Genomic DNA, 19,077 nt, shown 5'->3' with positions numbered 1-19,077 from the left:
GGTTCGATAGCCGTATTCACTTCTGAATTTTGATCACCAATATTTGTCACTACTGGTTTGATTGTATCTTTAACTCCAATTGTGAATGTTGTATTTGTGCTATTACCTTCGGCATCTGTTGACGTCACTGTAATATCGTAACTGCCTACTGTTGTTGGCGTACCACTGATTGTACTTGTCTCTGAATCAAATGTTACTCCAGCTGGTAAACCACTTACGCTGTTTGTCACTTTTTGTCCACTATTATCGTCAGCTTTGATCACAACTGGCTCGATAGCCGTATTCACTTCTAGACTTTGATTACCAATATTTGTCACTACTGGTTTGGTTGTATCTTTGACGTCAATTTTGAACGTTGTATTTGTGCTATTGCCTTCAGCATCTGTTGATGTCACTGTCACATCGTAACTGCCTACTTTTGTTGGTGCACCACTGATGGTATCTGTCTCTGAATCGAACGTTACTCCATCTGGTAGGCCACTTACTGTGTTGATTACTTTTCCTCCGCTATTATCTTCAGCTTTGATTACGATCGGATCAATATCCGTGTTTACTTCTTTTGTTTGATTAGCGATGCTTGTCACTACTGGTTTGGTTGTATCTTTAACTCCAATTGTGAATGTTGTATTTGTTGGATTACCTGAAGTATCTTTTGACGTTACTGTTACCTCGTAACTACCCACTTTTGTTGGTGTACCACTGATGGTATCTGTCTCTGAATCGAACGTTACTCCATTTGGTAAACTACTTACGGTATTTGTCACGGGTTGGCCACTATTATCTTCAGCTTTAATTACGATTGGATCAATATCCGTATTCACTTCTAGATTTTGATTATCGATGCTTGCTACTGTTGGCACCTTTGTATCTACCACATTAATAGTAAAAGGCGTAGTTGTGCGATTACCGCTAGAATCCGTTGATGTTACTATAATTGGGTAACTGCCGAGTTTTGTAGGGGTACCCTCAATTGTATTTGTACTTGAGTTAAACGTTAACCCTGCTGGCAAACCATTGACAATATTCGTTACTGCATCTCCACTATTATCTGTAGTATTAATTACAATAGGAGTAATTGGCTCATTAATTTCATTCGTTTGGTTTTGTATTGAGGTAACACTCGGTAAAGTCGTATCTCTCACTGTAATCGTAGTAGCAGGTGAGATGTTGTTGCCTTTATCTACACTAGTTATAGCAATTGTTTCTTTTCCTGTTAATACAAACCCAGTTGGAACGGCTACTGAAAAATTACCATTGTTATCAGCTTGTCCTGTTAATTGTCTACCATCGTTAAAATTCAATTTAACTGAAGTGTTCGCTTCGGCTGTACCGTTTATAGTTTTAGTCTCTGAAGTGATATTATTAGCTGTTGGAGCAACTGGTGCTATTCTGTCGATTAAGTCTATATAAGAAGTCGCATAAGAGCCGGCAAGTCTTTTGTTTGCTGCCCCATTATCATTTGAATCTAAATAATCCGTTTCAATCCATGATTGGAATGTTTCTCTATCACTTAATTGAGCTGCTAAATCCGTTAAATTATAGCCACTTTTTAATTTATAAGCAATTGTATAGCTACGTGATTGTCCTAACGTTCCATAAAAAACATTCCTATCTAAACTTCCTCTAGCAGAATTGAGCTGACTCATTGTATTGTTTGATTTAATAGAAATTGATGGAATCGTACTACTGTCAAAGAAACCATTACTATCAATTGTTCCGTTTACGTATCTGTCAGAACTTATAGGGATGCCATCGTCATTTGACACATAAATTTTCACTGAATTTGGATCTATATACGGAATTAATTCTTTATTCACTTGTTCTTTAACATATAACACCCAGTTATAATCAGACTGTAAAAAGTTTTCATTAGGTTTAAATGTATGAATTGACTTAATTGTTTTATCAGAATCATCATATTTTATTTTGTTAACCATTTTCCCCGTGGTAAATCCAGTAGACTGAGTCGATTGTGGTGCTTTATCAATAATAGTTGGCGTTATTGTAGCTACTTGCATACTTTCTTCAGCTATTTCACCATTATTATTTGTCCAAGTATGAACTAAATATACTGGTTTATCATTTGAATAACCTAGGCTTGTTACAGTTTGTGCATTTTTCAACTTAATCACAACGTCATTATTACGTACCACGCCAATTAAACCACTTTGTACGGTGTCACCATTTATTGGCGCAGTCCAGTTTTGCCCGTTATTTGTCGTTTGCATTTTCACACCATCACCTATAGTAATGGAGTCAATTTGAGTATAAAAATCGCTTTGCGCAAATGACAGATTAATTTTACCTTTTGAAGTGAAATCGCCACTCGCTTTAAGCCATGAAGTTAAATTTAATTTAATTGTATCGTTTTGCGTATTTTGAAGTTGCGATATTCCTGCGTGACGCAAATCACTGTTTTCTTTAATTGTTGTCGCATTGTAACCTAAATCATTAAGTAAATAAGTATATTTAGGGTTGTCAGGAGTTGTATATTTGACTGCTTTACTATCTTTTTGAGCTACAAGAACTTTAAATCTTAATTTATTGTTTCTAGTAGTAGCAAAAGTTGCTTTTTGACTCGCTAAAGTATTACTCTCTTCATTTAAAGGTATTGGACTATTATTTTCTGTTGCTTTTACAGTTGTTATATCATTATTTGCTGGTGAATTATTTGAAGTCTCTTCATTAGAATTTCACACTGACGAAGTAGTATTACTATTGGCAATTAGAGTAGAATTTTTATTTGTATCAGAAGTAGATTTAAGGTTTTTTTCTTCGTATTTTTCACTATTAGCTGCTTGGACTTCTTGAGTTGGCTTTTCAGTTGTATCAGGACTTGATTTCTCTATACTAGCATCTTCTTCAGTTGACGTTTTATCATTTGTTTCTTCTTTTAAACCAGTTTTGTCGCTATCTTTATTTTGAGAAGATGTTTGCTTATCTGTGTCTGTGTTTTCATTCACTTTATCTTCAGTAGTAGTCGATTTCTCTGTAGTAACTTTTTTACTATCAGTAGTTTCGCTTGTTGGGCCTTCTTTATTATCAACAGTTTCATTTGTAGCCTCTTCACTACTTATATTTTTAGAGATTTCCGTTTTTTCTTGAGAGCTTGTTTCTTCAGTAGTGGCTTTTTCCCTATTTTTTGAAAATGAGTTACTCACTTCATCAGAAATAACTACTTTGTTATCTTGAGAAGGAACTTCAACTTTAGAGGCAGTTTCTTGAGAAGGCGTTTCGTTACTTAATGTCTTATTATCAATATTATTATTTGATTGAGCAGTTGCTTTATCATTTGTACTACCAACTGTATCTTCACTCGTTTCATTTGTTAAATCAGAGTTATCAATATTATCTGTTATTTCTTCGATATCAATTGCTTTTGATTTATCACTACTATTTTGAGTTGTTATTTTCTCAAGTTCATCGGCTCTCGCTACATTTCCAGCTCCCATAACTAATGTAGCACCTATTAATAAAGACGCAGTTCCCACTGTGAATTTTCTGATTGAATATTTATTTAGTAAATTTGGTAAAAAACCCTGTTTATTATTCATATGAACAAATCACTCCCTGTACTTCTAATCCGATAATATTTATATTCAAAAGTATTATACAAAATATATTAACAACTTACAATTATTGCATCTATTTATATTTGTTATTATTTATATACTTATCGGCAACAATAATTCTATAAAATAAATTAGTAACAACTTTTTAAATTAGAATAATTAATTACAATATTACAAAACTTAATTTATAGTTAAAAACAATATTAATGTATCGAAATTAAGCTTTTGCTTAAATTACTATAATTAGTGGAAACTACAATATTTAATAAACATTCCTATATCATCTTTAACTCTAAAAAATGCATTCTAAAAGTAATCAAAGCCACTCTTAGAATGCATCGTTGTTATTTATAAAATACCTTACTTCATCTTTCATAAGGCTAATATTGCTGTTTAATACTATATTAGTATCATTAATTTACAATTAGATTTTATTTTTTAATTGATCTATATTTTTGTATGAAGTAAATATAATCGTTTCACTTTCTCCTCTAATAAATCCACTTTTGTATTTAATGCCAATTATAAATAGATTATTGAATTTAAAGAGGTCATATTTATATTCATTATAAATTTTATATAAATCTTCTATAGAAAAGCTTTGGCGCTCTTTACTTCTAAAACGTCCAGTCAAGTTAGTTGCTATTGATGTAGATAAATTAAAACGTTCAATTAGAGTGTTTATATAGGTTTTACGATCGGTATGATTTTGAAATAGTTCGTTAGCTAATTCATAAATTTTTGAAGCATGTGGAGAATTAGTCATACTTTTCAAAAGGTTGAATAAAGAAATCTCTTTACCTTCATATAAATCTAGTTTTTTATTATTTGTAGGCCAATTTTTCATAAAAATATTTCTGTTCTTCTCATTATTATCTATAGCTTTTAAATAGTAAATCAGAGGTCCTAATCCTTCTATAGTTTGAGAATATTCTTTATTAAAACTTTCAATAATTTTACCACTATTATTATTAATTTTTATGTAGCTTTGACCAAGCTCACTTACTTTTTCAAAAATATCACTTGTACTATTTTCTAATTTGAAATTTTGCAATACATTAGGCAAATTTTTAGCTAATTCTGGAAAATCAGTCCCTCCAGATGAAGACTTTAGTAAAGTGAATGAATCTTTATTGCATAAATATTTTAAATCATTTATTAGTAATTCTTTATTAGGATACCAAGTTGCCTTTTTATTTTTTATTTTATTAACTACAGTTTTCAATTCAGGATCTTTACATAAAATGTAATCCGCTTTTGATTTTTCTAACTCATTAATTAAGCGTAAATGTATTTCTGTAGATTTATGTCCTAAATCATTTATTTTTCCAATAGCAATTATTTTATTCCCTGCATAAAATTCAGCTTGGCTATTAAATGCTCTTATTGCATTTACCATAGCTGGTAATGAAGCATTATGAGTGTCATCTAATAATGTTAATTCATGAGATTTAGTTTTAATATTTTTGATTGCCAGCACTTTCGAAAAAGGTCTAAAATTCTCCAGTAGTTCTTTTTTTATAGGGATGTTTAACTTTCTTAACGTTAAAATACTTGCTAAAGTATTAGCTACCATACCTTCACTAATAGTATTTACACGATAATTATCCACTTCCCCATTTTCATCTTCTAAATTGATTTCTATGTGGCCTTTACCATATATTATTTCATTTATAATAAAATCTGCTTTTGAATCAATATTTATACTATACGTAAACACATTAGAGGTATTTAGTTTTGCTCTATCTACAAGATAATCAGCAAATAATGTGTCATTATTAATAATTGCGATTCCATTTTTCGAAAGCCCCTCAAAAATTCTAGATTTGATTTTAGCAATATCTTCTATAGATTTAAAAGTTGAAAAATGGGCTTCTCCTATACCAGTTATTATTGCTATATCAGGTTTTAAGTAGACTGCTGTATTTTCAAGATAATTAATTGCATTCATTGAAGTTTCAATTACAGCATAATCAGGATTTTTTATAAGCTTTAGCATATTGGTATAAATAGCTGCACGTACATTATTATTCCCTCTATTTTCCAAAACTTTATAATCCTTAAGTAAACTTGTAATAATCATTCTAGTAGAGCTTTTACCCATTGATCCTGTAATAGCTATAAGTGGATTTTTATATTGACTTCTTATATATATAGCTAGTGATTTAAATGCTTTGATTGAATCTTTAACTATGATTTGTGGCGTTTTATATTTCAGGTCACTAATATATTTTTCAGTAATAATTAAGCCAATCTCTACATGTTCTTTATCGACTAATTCATTTCCGTCTAGAGCATTTTTATTTCTTCCTAGTTCCTTTGCCCATGTTTCTCTATTTGGTGAAAAATACGCAGTTTTTTTACTTTTTACAAAACGATAAATCGTTTCAAAATCATTAATTTCATTACTTTCTTTGTTCTTTGCATCTACTAAATTGCCACCAATGATATTATTTATATCTTCAATAGTTAACATTTACTTACCTACCTTTTAAAAGCCTTTTGGTATTGAACGTAACCTGAAAGGTAGTGTTCAATATCATCGATTCGAACGCGATAACCATGATGTTTAATAAAGAAACTTCCTAAAATTTGGGCTGGATTTTTAAAGTACATCGCTATTTCAGGATAAAAGAATCCTGTTCGTTGATATTCCGCTCTAGTATGAATAACATCAATAAAATATTGTTCATCAATTAATTGTTCGACCAATGCTGTGTGGCCTGTAACTTTCGCTTTTTGAATTAAGTTATACGTTGCCATTAACATTTCTAAAAACGTAGGGAACGTCGTATCCCGTTGTTCTATAAATTTCAAATAACTATTTACATTTTTAATACCGAACTCGAAATACTTTTCTTGAGGGGTTATTTGTACTAACTCATTTGTACAATATCCGAGCCAGTGATCATGATATTGCCAATATTTTTGATTAATAAATCGGTCCATTAAATGCTCAACGGTCGTTAACCAAGTGGCATTTTGATCTTGTTGATACAAACGTAAGAGAGCTAAAGCAGCCTCCCCATCATAATAAATAATTCTAAATTTTTCTTTCACTGATAAATCAGGATAGTTTAATATATGGGTCGTTTCAAACGTATCTTCATCAATCATCGATAAAATACCGTGTGCGACTTTTTGTGCATATTCTAAATAACTTTGGTTAGCATGATGTTTTAAATATTCACATACCGCAAAAATAAATGAGGCATTTTGGCCTAATTTAATTTCATTTATATCCTCTGTGTCATCAAAAACATAGGTTTTGCCATCTTGTTCAAAGATATAGTGATTGATAATATAATCAATCGCTTTTTTAGCTGGCTGTATATCTTGACCTAAATAGGCCAATCCTTCAATTAATGCATACGTAGACGAAGAATGTCTTAAAATATTATAGAAATTAATTTCATTATCAAAATGAGGAAAATAACCGTATATATATCGGCCACTATCTTGAATCATATTTTGTAAAAAACCACTGCTCTTCTCGATTAAACAATCAAGCTCGGTATGTAAATCATTAACCATTCTTAAGCTTTTATCATAACCCCTACCATGTAATTCAAATACTTTTTCGCCGTCTAACATGAAACCTTTTGTATAAAATTTGATAACTTCTTTCTCATTGTAAAAATCTATTGCAAAACCTTTATTGTGTGTCGTATATTTTCTAAGATAACTATTAATATTTTGTTCGGATATATATAAATGCTTACCATTCTTCTCCGGGCGAACAAAGGCATTCGCATTAATTTCTTCTGATAACACGGCAAAGTTCCACTGATTATCAAACGCAATCCCGTAATCGATATAATTCCGTCGAGTGTGAATTAATTCGTCTTTTAAATCTTTAAATCGTACGTTTTCAGTTGATTGGACAAGATCTAACTTAATCCATGTAGGATACTCCCCAGTTTTCTTTTTAAATTTCAACCCTAATTTCGCGATATCTTGTTCAATATAGGTTGTTTTTTTAAATAATTTCACCTGAGCTTTGGCATGAGGTCGGCCAATACTAACAAAAATATAATTATTAATTGCAGTTTTCTCTTTTACCTCAGATAAAAATTTTTTAATTTTATTTTCGAAGTCCATAAATTCCTCCGTAATTTTATTGTTTTAAATTAGTTAGTTTTATATATATATCATAATATTTAAAATAAAACCAGGCCTCTTTCTAGGCCTGGTTTTTCGCTTTCACGACTCATGAAAGTTTAAAAGATTATTTTTCTTCATTATCTTTCTTACGACGTCTACCAGTTAAGAATAATGCGCCTACTGTCGCAAATAATGAAGCGAATAATGTACCGTTAGTTTGGTCATTATTACCAGTATCCGGTAATGATTTATCGTGATTGTTATTTACTTTTTCATGATTTCCATTATGACTATGGTGGTTATAATGGTCTTTTTCCATGTCTGAGTCAGCATCAGCGTCTGCATCGGCGTCGGCATCGGCATCAGCGTCTGCATCTGCATCTGCATCTGCATCTGCATCGGCGTCCGCATCAGCGTCAGCATCAGCATCCGCATCGGCGTCGGCATCAGCGTCTGCATCCGCATCGGCGTCTGCGTCGGCATCCGCATCAGCGTCCGCATCGGCATCAGCGTCAGCGTCTGCATCTGCATCCGCATCGGCGTCAGCATCAGCGTCAGCATCTGCATCTGCATCGGCATCGGCGTCTGCGTCTGCGTCGGCATCCGCATCAGCGGCCGCATCAGCATCGGCATCCGCATCAGCGTCGACATCGGCATCGGCATCGGCGTCTGCGTCGGCATCAGCATCGGCATCGGCGTCCGCGTCGGCATCGGCATCAGCATCAGCGTCAGCATCGGCGTCGGCATCAGCGTCTGCATCTGCATCGGCGTCAGCGTCAGCATCAGCGTCTGCATCGGCGTCGGCATCAGCGTCAGCATCGGCGTCGGCGTCGGCATCAGCGTCGGCATCGGCGTCTGCGTCTGCATCAGCGTCTGCATCGGCGTCGGCATCAGCATCGGCATCAGCATCGGCGTCGGCATCAGCATCGGCATCAGCGTCCGCATCGGCATCAGCGTCTGCGTCTGCGTCTGCATCTGCATCTGCATCGGCGTCCGCATCAGCATCAGCATCGGCGTCCGCATCGACATCCGCATCGGCGTCGGCGTCCGCATCGGCATCTACATCGGCATCTGCATCAGCATCGGCATCTGTATCCTCTTTATAGAAACCACTATCTAATGTCATATCATCTTCACCATTAATAGTTACTGTTACAGAACTTCCATTTGAATCTAAGGCTCCATCACCAATATTTACTTGTGTAGGTGTGTAACCCTCAGGCGTTTCAAATGTAACAGTATAAGTCTCTCCATCATGTAAATTATTAAATTCATAATATCCATTTTCATCAGTTCTTACTGATTTTGTTGTCCCGTCTGGATAATTTAAAGTTACTCTTACACCTTTAATAGGTTTTTCATTACTATCCGTACCTTGAATTCCATCTTTGTCTACATCTTCCCATACATAATCACCAATTTTATAAAGCTTTTCAGGTGCCTCAGTACCACTACCACCACCACTATCATATGATGATAAAATGGTATTTGTGTAACCAGCCCATGATGCATTTCCATAAGAATTTAATGTAGTCATTCTTACACCTTGTTGAATAGATAAATCATCTTCAGCTCCAGGGGTAAAACCACTGACTACTTTAACTACATACGCAGAATCAATATCACCAAAATCTATATTTGCCATGTTTTTAGCATAATTTTTATCAATATCGAAAGAATCAGTCACATCTTCATATTGATTGTAATCAAATATTTTATTACTTTGTGGTAAATCTTGATCATTTCTAACTTTATAAATCTTAATTTCAGTATTATCATCTATGATTGTACTACCTTCGCCTGTGTATAGACCGCCATCATCGTACACACCACCACTTTTAATTAATAAACTAGTACCATCCGCATTTAATCTAAGTGGATTGACATAAACTGTCTGCTCGATTTTATTATTCTCTAAATCAAGATGACTAAAAATTGATTCAACATTAGACGCGTCTTTTACAATTGGATCTTGATAATCTACATCTACTTCTTTATTAATTGTTTTTCCTGCTGTTCCATATGATAAATTAATTGTTTCTTCATTTGGTACATCTTTTTTATCAATGTATGAATTAGTTTCAAGTCTTGCAGTTACATTTTCGTATTTATCTACATAATCAGTAAATGTATAAGTTGATGTTTTATTAGTGTCATCAAATGTACCTGTAGCGATTATTTCGCCTGATGGATCAACAATATCTACCGGCTTATAATCTTCTGTTAAATCAGAAGGAATAGTATTCGGATCATATTGGACCGTCATTGTATCTCCAGATTTTACAGAATCGTCAACTTTAAATGTTGATGTATAAACAATATTTTCTCCATCATGAGCTTTAATTGTGCCATCACTTTGTTGACCTTCTGAAATAGTTTGACCAGTGACTGTTATAAGATCATTTACATTAGTTCCTGATTGTTCAGCTGCTAATTTGTTAACTGCTAGACGATTAACAACCCTTGGTGTAGAGGCCATTGAACGTGGCGTTGCATAATTTGTTTCTGCGTCTTTTCTATTTGAATCTGTTTGGACTAAAGCACCTAATAATTCATTTTCATTTAAATTATCATAGTCTAAATCTAATTTATCTACGTTAGCTTTAGCTTCGTCTGATGAAACATTATATGTGCTCTCTACATAATTAGTTAATGCTGCTTTTTATCTTTTTCAGTAGTTGCATTTTCTACATTGTTAACTACTTCACTTATATTTTCAGTAGATATACTTTGTGGTTCTTCTACGTTATTATTTCTCTCTGTTGAAGGTTGTTCTGTTGCTTCAGTAGTTGCTTTTTCTTCTGTTGAAGGTTGCTCTATTGTTGTTTGTGTAGAATCCACTGCGCTTTCTTGCGAATCTATATTCTGGGATGTATTTTCTTTAGACACATCCGAGTTGCTTTGATTACTTTCAGTTTTTGTTTGGTTATTTTCTTCAGCTTTTGCTACATCTTGGCCCGCACCAAAAATTAAAGTTGCTCCTACCAATATTGAAGCTGTTCCTACAGTAAATTTTCTAATCGAATATTTATTCTGTTTATTCGGTAGAAAATCTAATCTTTTATTTTGTTTTTTTCTCAAATTTAACCACTCCTATTTCGCAATTATAATAACTCCACCCTGAAGAAATTACATAAAATATTTAAATAGTTTGTTTATTATTTATGTTGTTTTATTTAGACCTAAATAATTTTAAGACTATTTAAATATAAATATAATATACCATATTTATACATTAAAAAAATAAGAAACAATAAAAAATAATGTAAATTATACGTAATTTGTTGGCATATCAATTATAAAAAACGAAATTTAATTGCTTAACCAATTTTCAAAAATAGTATACTAAAACTTATTTTTTATAAAAAATAAAAAAAGAGCGGTATTAACCGCTCTTCAGATTAGTTTCTTCTATTATAATTGTGTTTTTTATTATAATTAATTTTTTTATTTTAAATGTTCATATGGGCTATTATTAACAAATGATACGATTTGATCTACAAATAATTTTGCGCGTAATTGGAATTGTTCATCATCTAAATAAAGCGTTCCATCGTCTAATTTATTGTAATCCGAATCATGTGTAGCAATTTGAGTAGGTACAGCGATACCTAAGAAGCTTCTGACAATAACACGTAAATGCGATAATGGTTCTGAACTTACAATACCACCGCTATTACCAATAAGACCGATTGGTTTCATTTTAAAATAATCCATGTTGACGTGGTCCAAAGCATTTTTCAAAATTCCAGAGTAAGAACCGTGATAATTAGGTGTACCAAGCACTAAAAAGTCCGCTTCCATCACTTTATCTTGAAAATCTTTTGTATTAGCTTTAACCGTCTCAGTAGGATGTGTAGTACCTGAAAAATCTAATTGATTCAATGGTCTTTCTGCCAAATCATAAATATCTACATCTATATCATGATTATCGAATTGTCCTACTAAGTATTTTGCTAATGCATTAGTATGTGAACCTACTTTAGCACTACCTACAATAATAAGTCCTTTCATTTTTCTATAACACCTCTTAAATTATTTATTTTCTTCATTTAATAATTTCATAATTGCTTTGCCAACACCGCTATTTTCATTAGTGTCTGTAACCAATTTAGCAATTGCTTTCACTTCTGGCATAGCATTCTCCATAGCGACCGGGTAACCAACACGTTCTAACATTGAAACGTCATTGAGATTATCACCTAACGCCATTACATCTTTAAGATCAATATTTAACTTATCCGCAATTGTTTCAAGGGCTATTCCTTTTTGAGCATCAAAATGTGTAATCTCTAGATTTCCTCGTGATGATGATGAAATTGCTAAACTCGGAATATCAGAAAGTTCATTTCCGATGGCATTAATCTTTTCAACATCTGGATTAAAGGCAAGCACCTTCATAATTAATTCACCCGGAATATCTTCAATATCTTCATAACTATCCACTACTTTCAAAGTGCCATTCTCAATGCGTTTTTGAATTCCTGCTTTTATTTTTTCAACATCCGCTTCTTGGCCAGCTTGTTTGGCTATATCTAAATAAATATCTAAATCACGCGTCGGATCTTCTGTATAAATCCCTCTATTTGTATAAATTTGATAATAGACATCTTCTCTATTTAAAATTCCTTTAATACGTTGTACTAATTCATGATTTAAATTAGACGTACTCATAATATTAAATGACTCATCACGCACTTCCGCACCATTCAAGCATATATACGGCATACTCAAGTCCGTTTCTGCTACCGGCGTACTAGCTTCATAGAACGCACGTCCTGTAGCAATCACGACAGTAATTCCTTGCGATTGCGCGTATTTAATCGCCTCAATATTATCTTGAGATATTTCGTGCGCTGCGTTTAATAATGTGCCATCCATATCAGTTGCTATTAACTTAATCATCCAGTTACCTCGTTTCATTAACTTTATCTATCACAGTTTTTATTTTTTATTTTTGAAAATGGGCATTCAAACAACCAACATATGTAGAATTCAAACTTATTTACCGTGTTTATTTTAACAAATTTACATCACTTTGTACGATTAAGTGTTTGATTTAGACTTTCTCGCTCGAAGGTCACGGAAGAATTGACGTAATAAATCTCCACATTCCTTTTCAAGAATACCAGAAACCACTGTGGCCCTGTGATTAAAGCGAGGTTCTTCTACCAAGTTCATTAAACTACCGCTACAACCACCTTTAGGATCCATCGCGCCAAACACCACACGGGGAATACGGCTCATTACAATAGCTCCAGAGCACATCACACATGGCTCAAGTGTTACATATAACGTACACCCTTCTAAACGCCAACTCCCAACTTCTTTAGCTGCACGCTCGATAGCAATATGTTCTGCATGTGCAGTAGGTTGTTGGGCAGTTTCTCTTAAATTGTGTGCGCGTGCAATTACTTCATCATTTTTTACAATAATCGCCCCTATGGGAACTTCTCCTAGTCGCTGTGCTTTCTTTGCTTCAGCTATAGCTAATTTCATATAATATTCATCATTTGCCATGTGTGTCCTACCTCACTTGTGATACAATACTCATTGTCTATTTTAACATTTGGAGATGTGATTATGAATAAACCATTTATCGCGATTGAAGGTCCTATTGGTGTAGGAAAGTCTTCTTTAGCTCACAAACTAAGCCAAACACTAAATTATTATGAAGAACGAGAAATTATTGATGAGAATCCATTTTTATCAGATTTCTATGATGATATTTCTAAATGGAGTTTTCAAACCGAAATGTTCTTTTTGTGCAATCGCTACAAACAAGCCAAAGACATCGCTAAAATGACTCAAGGTGTGGTAAGTGATTACCATATATATAAAAATAAAATTTTTGCGCGAAATACGTTAGATGATACAGAATTTGATAAATTTGATCGCATTTTTAATATTTTAACCGAAGATATCCAAATGCCAAATATGATTATTTTCTTAGATGCTCATCTAGATGTTTTAAAACAACGCATCGCCAAACGAAATCGTAGCTTTGAATACCAAATCGAAGATGATTATTTATTAAAACTTAAACAAGATTACTTAGCTTTTTACAACTCATTAAAACAAAATGGCGAAAATGTGATTTTAATCAATACGAGCGAGATTGATTTTGTAAATAATGAGGCAGATTACGATTACATCTTAGAACAAATTAAACCTATGATAGGAGATATTGGAAATGAATAACTATAGAATCCCTCAAAATGCGATTATCACCATTGCAGGTACAGTTGGCGTAGGTAAATCAACATTAACACAAGCATTGGCTGATAAATTAAATTTTAAGACTTCTTTTGAAAATGTAGATCATAACCCTTATTTAGATAAATTTTATGAGGATTTTGAACGTTGGAGTTTTCATTTACAAATTTATTTTTTAGCAGAACGCTTTAAAGAACAAAAACGCATGTTTGAGTATGGTGGAGGATTTATTCAAGATCGTTCCATTTATGAAGATGTCGACATTTTTGCGAAGATGCATGAGGAGCAAGGAACGATGAGTGAAGATGACTTCAAGACCTATTCTGAACTCTTCAATGCGATGGTTATGACACCCTATTTTCCAAAACCAGATGCTTTAATTTATTTAGAATGTGATTACGACGAGGTTATTGAGCGTATTAAAGCTCGTGGTCGCGATATGGAGATTAACACTGATCCTGAATATTGGAAAAAACTTTTTAAACGTTACGACGATTGGATTAATAACTTCAATGCTTGTCCTGTCGTACGAGTAAATATTAATGAATATGATATTCATCAAAGCCCAGATTCACTTGATCCTATTATTGATAAAATTGCCCATGTAATTAATACATATCGCAATGTTGATAATAGAAAATAAAACTACATGAAAATATTACCATTTGAAAGCTGAGATATTTATACAAAAATGTCTCAGCTTTTAATTTTTGGTCATTAGTTAATTGAGATAACAAGGAGGTAAAATCTTACTTTTTTATCTAAATCCAACTTGGCGATGCCAGGGACAACGAGCTCTTTAAAATAACATTAGATTTATATCGTCGCTTCTTATTATATTATTTATTTTCAAAATGTGTTTTTAAGACTTCCGGTACACTGACGGCAGTTTCAATAATAACATCGGCATCTATAAGTTCTTCTTTTTTCGCAATACCACTTAATACTCCAATGGCTAAGCCTAACTTCGCATTGACTTTCGTCTTCATATCATTATTAGTATCGCCTACAATAACGACATCTTCATCTTTCACATCATAACTGTCAAATAACGGTTTGAGTACAGCCGGATTTGGTTTTTCAGCAGCATGTGCTTCTGTAGAAATGACGAGGTCGAAAGCGTCTTTTGAATGTGTGGCCTCTAGAAATTGTAATACACCTTTTTTAGAGTCACTAGTCACGATACCAATATTGTAGCCTTCATTTTTTAAAGACTTAATCATATCATAAACACCATCAATCCAATTATTCTCTGGCACACGCGTGTCTACTAACTGTTGACTCGTGTTACGTGTCCAAGTTGAGACATCTTGGTCAGCAATGTTGTTAAATGCATCGACTATTTGGTCTAAAGAGCCAGATCCCATTACTGATTCAGGCAAGATAGCATTATCCACGACACCTAATTGACGATGCGCTTCTTCTTTATTTTCTATAGGAAATTCATCTAAAAAGCTATCTACAAGGCGAAGACCAATCTTCTCCCAACTTTTATCGAATTCGATTAATGTTCCATCTTTATCAAATAATATCCATTTCATTACACATAGCACCCCTGAAATTCATGTTTTTTAACTATTCTATTGTAATATACTCTTGTAAATATTTATAGATATTCATATTTATGACAAGCTTTTCTATTTTCAAAAATTATAAAATTATAAGATAATGTCCTTAATATAAAATGATGACTTCATCTACTTAAGTGAGGTATTAATAATGAAATATAAAGAATTTAATTGTCCCGTTGAAGCAATTATTAGTTTGATTGGCGGAAAGCATAAACCTATTATTTTATGGTACTTACTTGAAGAAAAAACGTTACGCTACAATGAGCTACAAAAACGCCTTCCCCAAGCAACACCTAAAATGTTGAGTCAACAATTAAAAGAACTTAAAGAAGATGGTTTAATTGAAAAAGTGATATACCCTGAGATACCACCAAAAACTGAATATTTCTTAACGGACTATGGTTATACTTTAAAAAATATTTTAACTGAAATGTGTCAATGGGGAGAAGATTATATGGGAGATTATATAAAAAAATAAAGATGTATAGTTACCAAAAAGAAAGTATCTTACTTTAAAGTGCCTTCTTCTCAACATCAAGTCACGATGATAGGATAAATTCATCAATAAAGAAGGACTGTGATATAAATGATGAATGCAATCCAATGGCCAAAAAAATGGTTACCTGGGTTAACTGATAATTTCGCATCAAACGAATTAATTATAAAAGATTTAGAGTTTGAACCCGTTGTGAAGAATTTAATTGATACGGCTCAATGGGAAAAATATTATGAAAATAGTAGTAACATCAATATTGAAAACACTGAATCTACCGAGTTATTCGATAATGCTAATTTTAAATTTGAAACATTTGGTTTTGGGATTAATGCGAAAGTTGAAGAATTTAATGTTGATTATACAAATCAAATAGCACGAATCGCTTGGCGAGGATGGAACGATGCGACAGGCGATGATTATTTAGAAGTTTATCATGCATGGTTAATAGAAACACTAGATCATAATCGTTTACGTATACTTACTCAAGAATCTCAATTAGGACATCCAGCAGTAGACTTAGCAAACGACCCAACTCACCCAATGATTAATGGCCACCAAGACTGGCTAAAAGGGTTATATCAATTTTCAAAATAAATCATAAAAATTGCCCGTTGACGAAGTTTATATTCATCGACGGGCATTTGCTTTTTCTATTATCGTTACGTTAATTATTTAGGTTCGCCATGTACTAAGATAGAACTTAAGAAATCGACTACTTTTTTAATGAAACCGAATACGTCTGTCATTTGATTTCCCCCCTTTACCTATTAAATCTACAATTTTATTTTAATAGGTAAGAAGGGAAATAGCGCTTTTTTGCTTAGTTGATTATTGGTCATGCGTACATGTAATTTTTTGTGGCTCACTTCTTGCTTCATTGCCTAATTGTGTTAAGTGTATTGCTCGGGATTAAGTGAAAGCAATTCTTCTATATAACTTTCTTTTATTTCATATACCACAGGATTGCTTTTCATATATTTTAGAAATTAATGACTACGTTTCTTTTTAAAACCATCTTTAATATCTTTAAATAACTGATTACTTCCCGACCAATTTGAAAATGTCGACATAGTGAAAGTTATAATTTTGCCTATTAACTCCATACCACTCGCCTCCAAATACTTTTACTTATATTTACCACACCTAGCAAAATTTTAACAAGCTAGCTTAGTTGAATAATACATTCTAATTCACTTTATAAGTTTTTCGCTCAAAATTATTTAAAATAAGATAAATAGATAGCTAACCCTACTAAAAATATAGCAATGATGCCATGACCTACTAAATTTATAGTAATTTGCTTTCTATTCATATTTTCTTTATTATTCATTCTTCTATAATTCAAGTTATAAAATAATGTACAAACAATTGCATATAGTATTACGAAGATTAAGCCCAGTAACAACGCTACATAAACATTCAAGTTAACCATCCTTTATATACTCTTATTTGCCCCCAATATAACATAGTAAAGAATACTCAATTATATAAGTGTAAGAGTTTTCCGCTAAATTCAAACGTATTACCTATTTAAACAATTTACAATAATGACTAATAAAATAAACACTATAAGTCCAATGTTTAATGCAACGTCTAAATATTTATTCCTATAAACATTCGGTATAGTATTAATTATAAACCCTAAAATTATCAATACTGGAGCAATGATCTGTGCGATATTATTATATAAAAATGAACTAAAAACACCTAAAAGTATTAAAATTTTTGAGATAGTGTTGAGTATTTTACACCAAGTTGGTTCCTCATTTTCATTCTGTTTTTGCACTTTATTCACCCTCAAATTATATTTAATCTTTTAACTAATAAGATATGGCGTATTTATTGTTTTAGGTCACTATAAATTTCCTTAGCGAATTATTTTCCATTTTAGTTCACTATAAATTTCTTTAATAATTTGGGCTTTTATACCTTTACATATAATTCCCCATCAACTTATTTGGATAATTTTTAATAATTGAGAACAATAATATGTTTTGTTTCTTTTTTGACTCGTAGTTTGAATATAACCTAAATCTTCAAATTTATTTAAAAGTTTATAAATAGTTCTGATATTTAAATCAACTTGGTCGTCCATTTGCTTTGCATTAAAAATCAGATCAGAAAAAATATAATCTAATAATTGCATACTTTTAGTTGATTTTAACTTGGGGACTACTTCTAGCTTCATATGTTCATATAAGTGATAAATTTCTGTAGCAATCCTTGTACTATATTCAGTTTGTTCAATTATTCCTTTTAAGTAATATTCTATCCATTCTTTCCAATTATTATATTTAGAAATTTGGTCTAGCTTTTCTAAATATAACGCTCTATCTTTTTCAAAATACATACTCATATAAAAAGTAGGATATGGAATGACCTCTCTATAATATAAAAATAATGGAATTAATAATCTTCCAATTCTTCCATTCCCATCTTCAAAAGGATGTATCATTTCAAATTGGGCGTGTAAAATTGCTGACTGAATAAGAATATCAAAATCTTCATAATGAATATAATTCTCTAAGTTCTTCATGTAATCTTCAGTTAAGTTAGGAGAAACTGGAATATAAGAAATTGCTGAATAACTACCTATATAATTTTGATTAATTTTGTATTTTCCTCTTCTTTTTGAATTGCCACGCACATTATCTAATAATATACTGTGCATTTCTTTTATGATTCTGCCGGAAAGGGGTAATTTTGATTTTTGTTGATCATTTATTGTTCCTATTTTATCTAGTGCATAAAAAAGTGATTTTCTGTAATTAATTATTTCTTGCATTTCATCTCTTTCTATTTCTACTGAATTACCGGCCTCATAATTCATTAAATCTTCTAAAGTAGCATGCGTTCCTTCTAATTTCGAAGATAAAACTGCTTCTTGACTAATCAAAGGACTTATCAATAGCATTGAGTTAATTATTGTAGATAAAAAGCCCCTATATTCTCCAATTTTTCTATTTGCTTAAGAAAATAGACTAATAATATTTTTATCAGTTATATAAATATCTTCTTCTAGTGGTAGTTTTTTAGGTTCGAATGGTTTGGCTCATTATTTATATTATTCAATTAAAGCTCTCATTTCATTCTTATTTCCTTTTATATTCTTTAATCA

15 protein-coding genes and 1 pseudogene are annotated in these 19,077 nt (G+C 32.2%); 4 read left to right on the top strand and 12 right to left on the bottom strand.

Features of this window, described 5'->3' with window-relative positions; genetic code table 11:
- The 9 genes and pseudogenes from CD147_RS10145 to tadA form a co-directional block, all read right to left on the bottom strand.
- Positions 1–2,408: putative Ig domain-containing protein (locus CD147_RS10145; RefSeq protein ID WP_206185152.1), on the bottom strand; the 2,408-nt coding region annotated here is incomplete at its 3' end.
- Between the two features lie 285 nt (positions 2,409–2,693).
- Positions 2,694–3,554 carry a YSIRK-type signal peptide-containing protein gene (locus CD147_RS10140; RefSeq protein ID WP_103167308.1) on the bottom strand — a complete coding sequence of 287 codons (861 nt, stop codon included), beginning with the start codon at positions 3,552–3,554 and terminating at the stop codon, positions 2,694–2,696.
- A 442-nt stretch (positions 3,555–3,996) separates the two neighbouring features.
- Positions 3,997–6,048 (bottom strand): Mur ligase family protein, encoded by a 2,052-nt coding sequence (locus CD147_RS10135; RefSeq protein WP_103167307.1) that lies wholly within the window; start codon positions 6,046–6,048, stop codon positions 3,997–3,999.
- 8 nt (positions 6,049–6,056) lie between these two features.
- A complete protein-coding gene (locus CD147_RS10130) occupies positions 6,057–7,673 on the bottom strand; it encodes a poly(glycerol-phosphate) alpha-glucosyltransferase (RefSeq protein WP_103167306.1) in 1,617 nt (538 codons plus the stop codon).
- A 127-nt stretch (positions 7,674–7,800) separates the two neighbouring features.
- Complete coding sequence (locus CD147_RS10125) at positions 7,801–10,155, bottom strand: fibrinogen-binding adhesin SdrG C-terminal domain-containing protein (RefSeq protein ID WP_103167305.1); 2,355 nt, start codon at positions 10,153–10,155, stop codon at positions 7,801–7,803.
- A gap of 499 nt (positions 10,156–10,654) precedes the next feature.
- Positions 10,655–10,757, bottom strand: a pseudogene (locus CD147_RS12570) (YSIRK-type signal peptide-containing protein); the annotation flags it as partial.
- Between the two features lie 366 nt (positions 10,758–11,123).
- On the bottom strand, positions 11,124–11,690 hold the full coding sequence (locus tag CD147_RS10115) for an NADPH-dependent FMN reductase (RefSeq protein ID WP_103167303.1): 567 nt from the start codon (positions 11,688–11,690) through the stop codon (positions 11,124–11,126).
- Between the two features lie 21 nt (positions 11,691–11,711).
- Positions 11,712–12,581, bottom strand: a complete 870-nt coding sequence (locus CD147_RS10110) for a Cof-type HAD-IIB family hydrolase (RefSeq protein WP_103167302.1) — start codon at positions 12,579–12,581, stop codon at positions 11,712–11,714.
- A 141-nt stretch (positions 12,582–12,722) separates the two neighbouring features.
- Positions 12,723–13,196 carry a tRNA adenosine(34) deaminase TadA gene (tadA, locus tag CD147_RS10105; protein ID WP_103167301.1) on the bottom strand — a complete coding sequence of 158 codons (474 nt, stop codon included), beginning with the start codon at positions 13,194–13,196 and terminating at the stop codon, positions 12,723–12,725.
- A gap of 63 nt (positions 13,197–13,259) precedes the next feature.
- On the opposite strand from tadA, the gene CD147_RS10100 reads away from it, so the two are divergent.
- Together CD147_RS10100 and CD147_RS10095 are read left to right on the top strand one after the other, a co-directional pair.
- Complete coding sequence (locus tag CD147_RS10100; RefSeq protein WP_103167300.1) at positions 13,260–13,877, top strand: deoxynucleoside kinase; 618 nt, start codon at positions 13,260–13,262, stop codon at positions 13,875–13,877.
- Entirely contained in the window at positions 13,870–14,535 is a 666-nt protein-coding gene (locus CD147_RS10095) for a deoxynucleoside kinase (RefSeq protein WP_103167299.1), read from the top strand. Before CD147_RS10100 ends, CD147_RS10095 begins: the two co-directional genes overlap by 8 nt.
- A gap of 196 nt (positions 14,536–14,731) precedes the next feature.
- Here CD147_RS10095 and CD147_RS10090 read toward each other — a convergent pair whose 3' ends face one another.
- Positions 14,732–15,433, bottom strand: a complete 702-nt coding sequence (locus CD147_RS10090; protein ID WP_103167298.1) for an HAD family hydrolase — start codon at positions 15,431–15,433, stop codon at positions 14,732–14,734.
- 178 nt (positions 15,434–15,611) lie between these two features.
- Here CD147_RS10090 and CD147_RS10085 point away from each other — a divergent pair, with 178 nt between their 5' ends.
- The gene (locus CD147_RS10085; protein WP_103167297.1) at positions 15,612–15,941 is read left to right on the top strand and encodes a winged helix-turn-helix transcriptional regulator; all 330 of its coding nucleotides are present in this window, start codon (positions 15,612–15,614) and stop codon (positions 15,939–15,941) included.
- A 108-nt stretch (positions 15,942–16,049) separates the two neighbouring features.
- Positions 16,050–16,553 carry an SRPBCC family protein gene (locus tag CD147_RS10080; protein ID WP_167409762.1) on the top strand — a complete coding sequence of 168 codons (504 nt, stop codon included), beginning with the start codon at positions 16,050–16,052 and terminating at the stop codon, positions 16,551–16,553.
- A gap of 622 nt (positions 16,554–17,175) precedes the next feature.
- On the opposite strand, the gene CD147_RS10075 is transcribed toward CD147_RS10080, so the two are convergent.
- Positions 17,176–17,391 carry a hypothetical protein gene (locus CD147_RS10075; protein ID WP_233643276.1) on the bottom strand — a complete coding sequence of 72 codons (216 nt, stop codon included), beginning with the start codon at positions 17,389–17,391 and terminating at the stop codon, positions 17,176–17,178.
- A gap of 516 nt (positions 17,392–17,907) precedes the next feature.
- Positions 17,908–18,915, bottom strand: coding sequence for a Fic family protein (locus CD147_RS10065; RefSeq protein WP_275113148.1), 1,008 nt, complete (start codon positions 18,913–18,915; stop codon positions 17,908–17,910).
- Positions 18,916–19,077: the final 162 nt, after the last annotated feature.

The organism is Staphylococcus devriesei, assembly GCF_002902625.1.
In the GTDB taxonomy this organism is placed as follows: Bacteria; Bacillota; Bacilli; order Staphylococcales; family Staphylococcaceae; genus Staphylococcus; species Staphylococcus devriesei.
The sequence above is the reverse complement of the archived record's forward strand: the minus strand, read 5'-3'. Positions and strand labels throughout refer to the sequence as shown.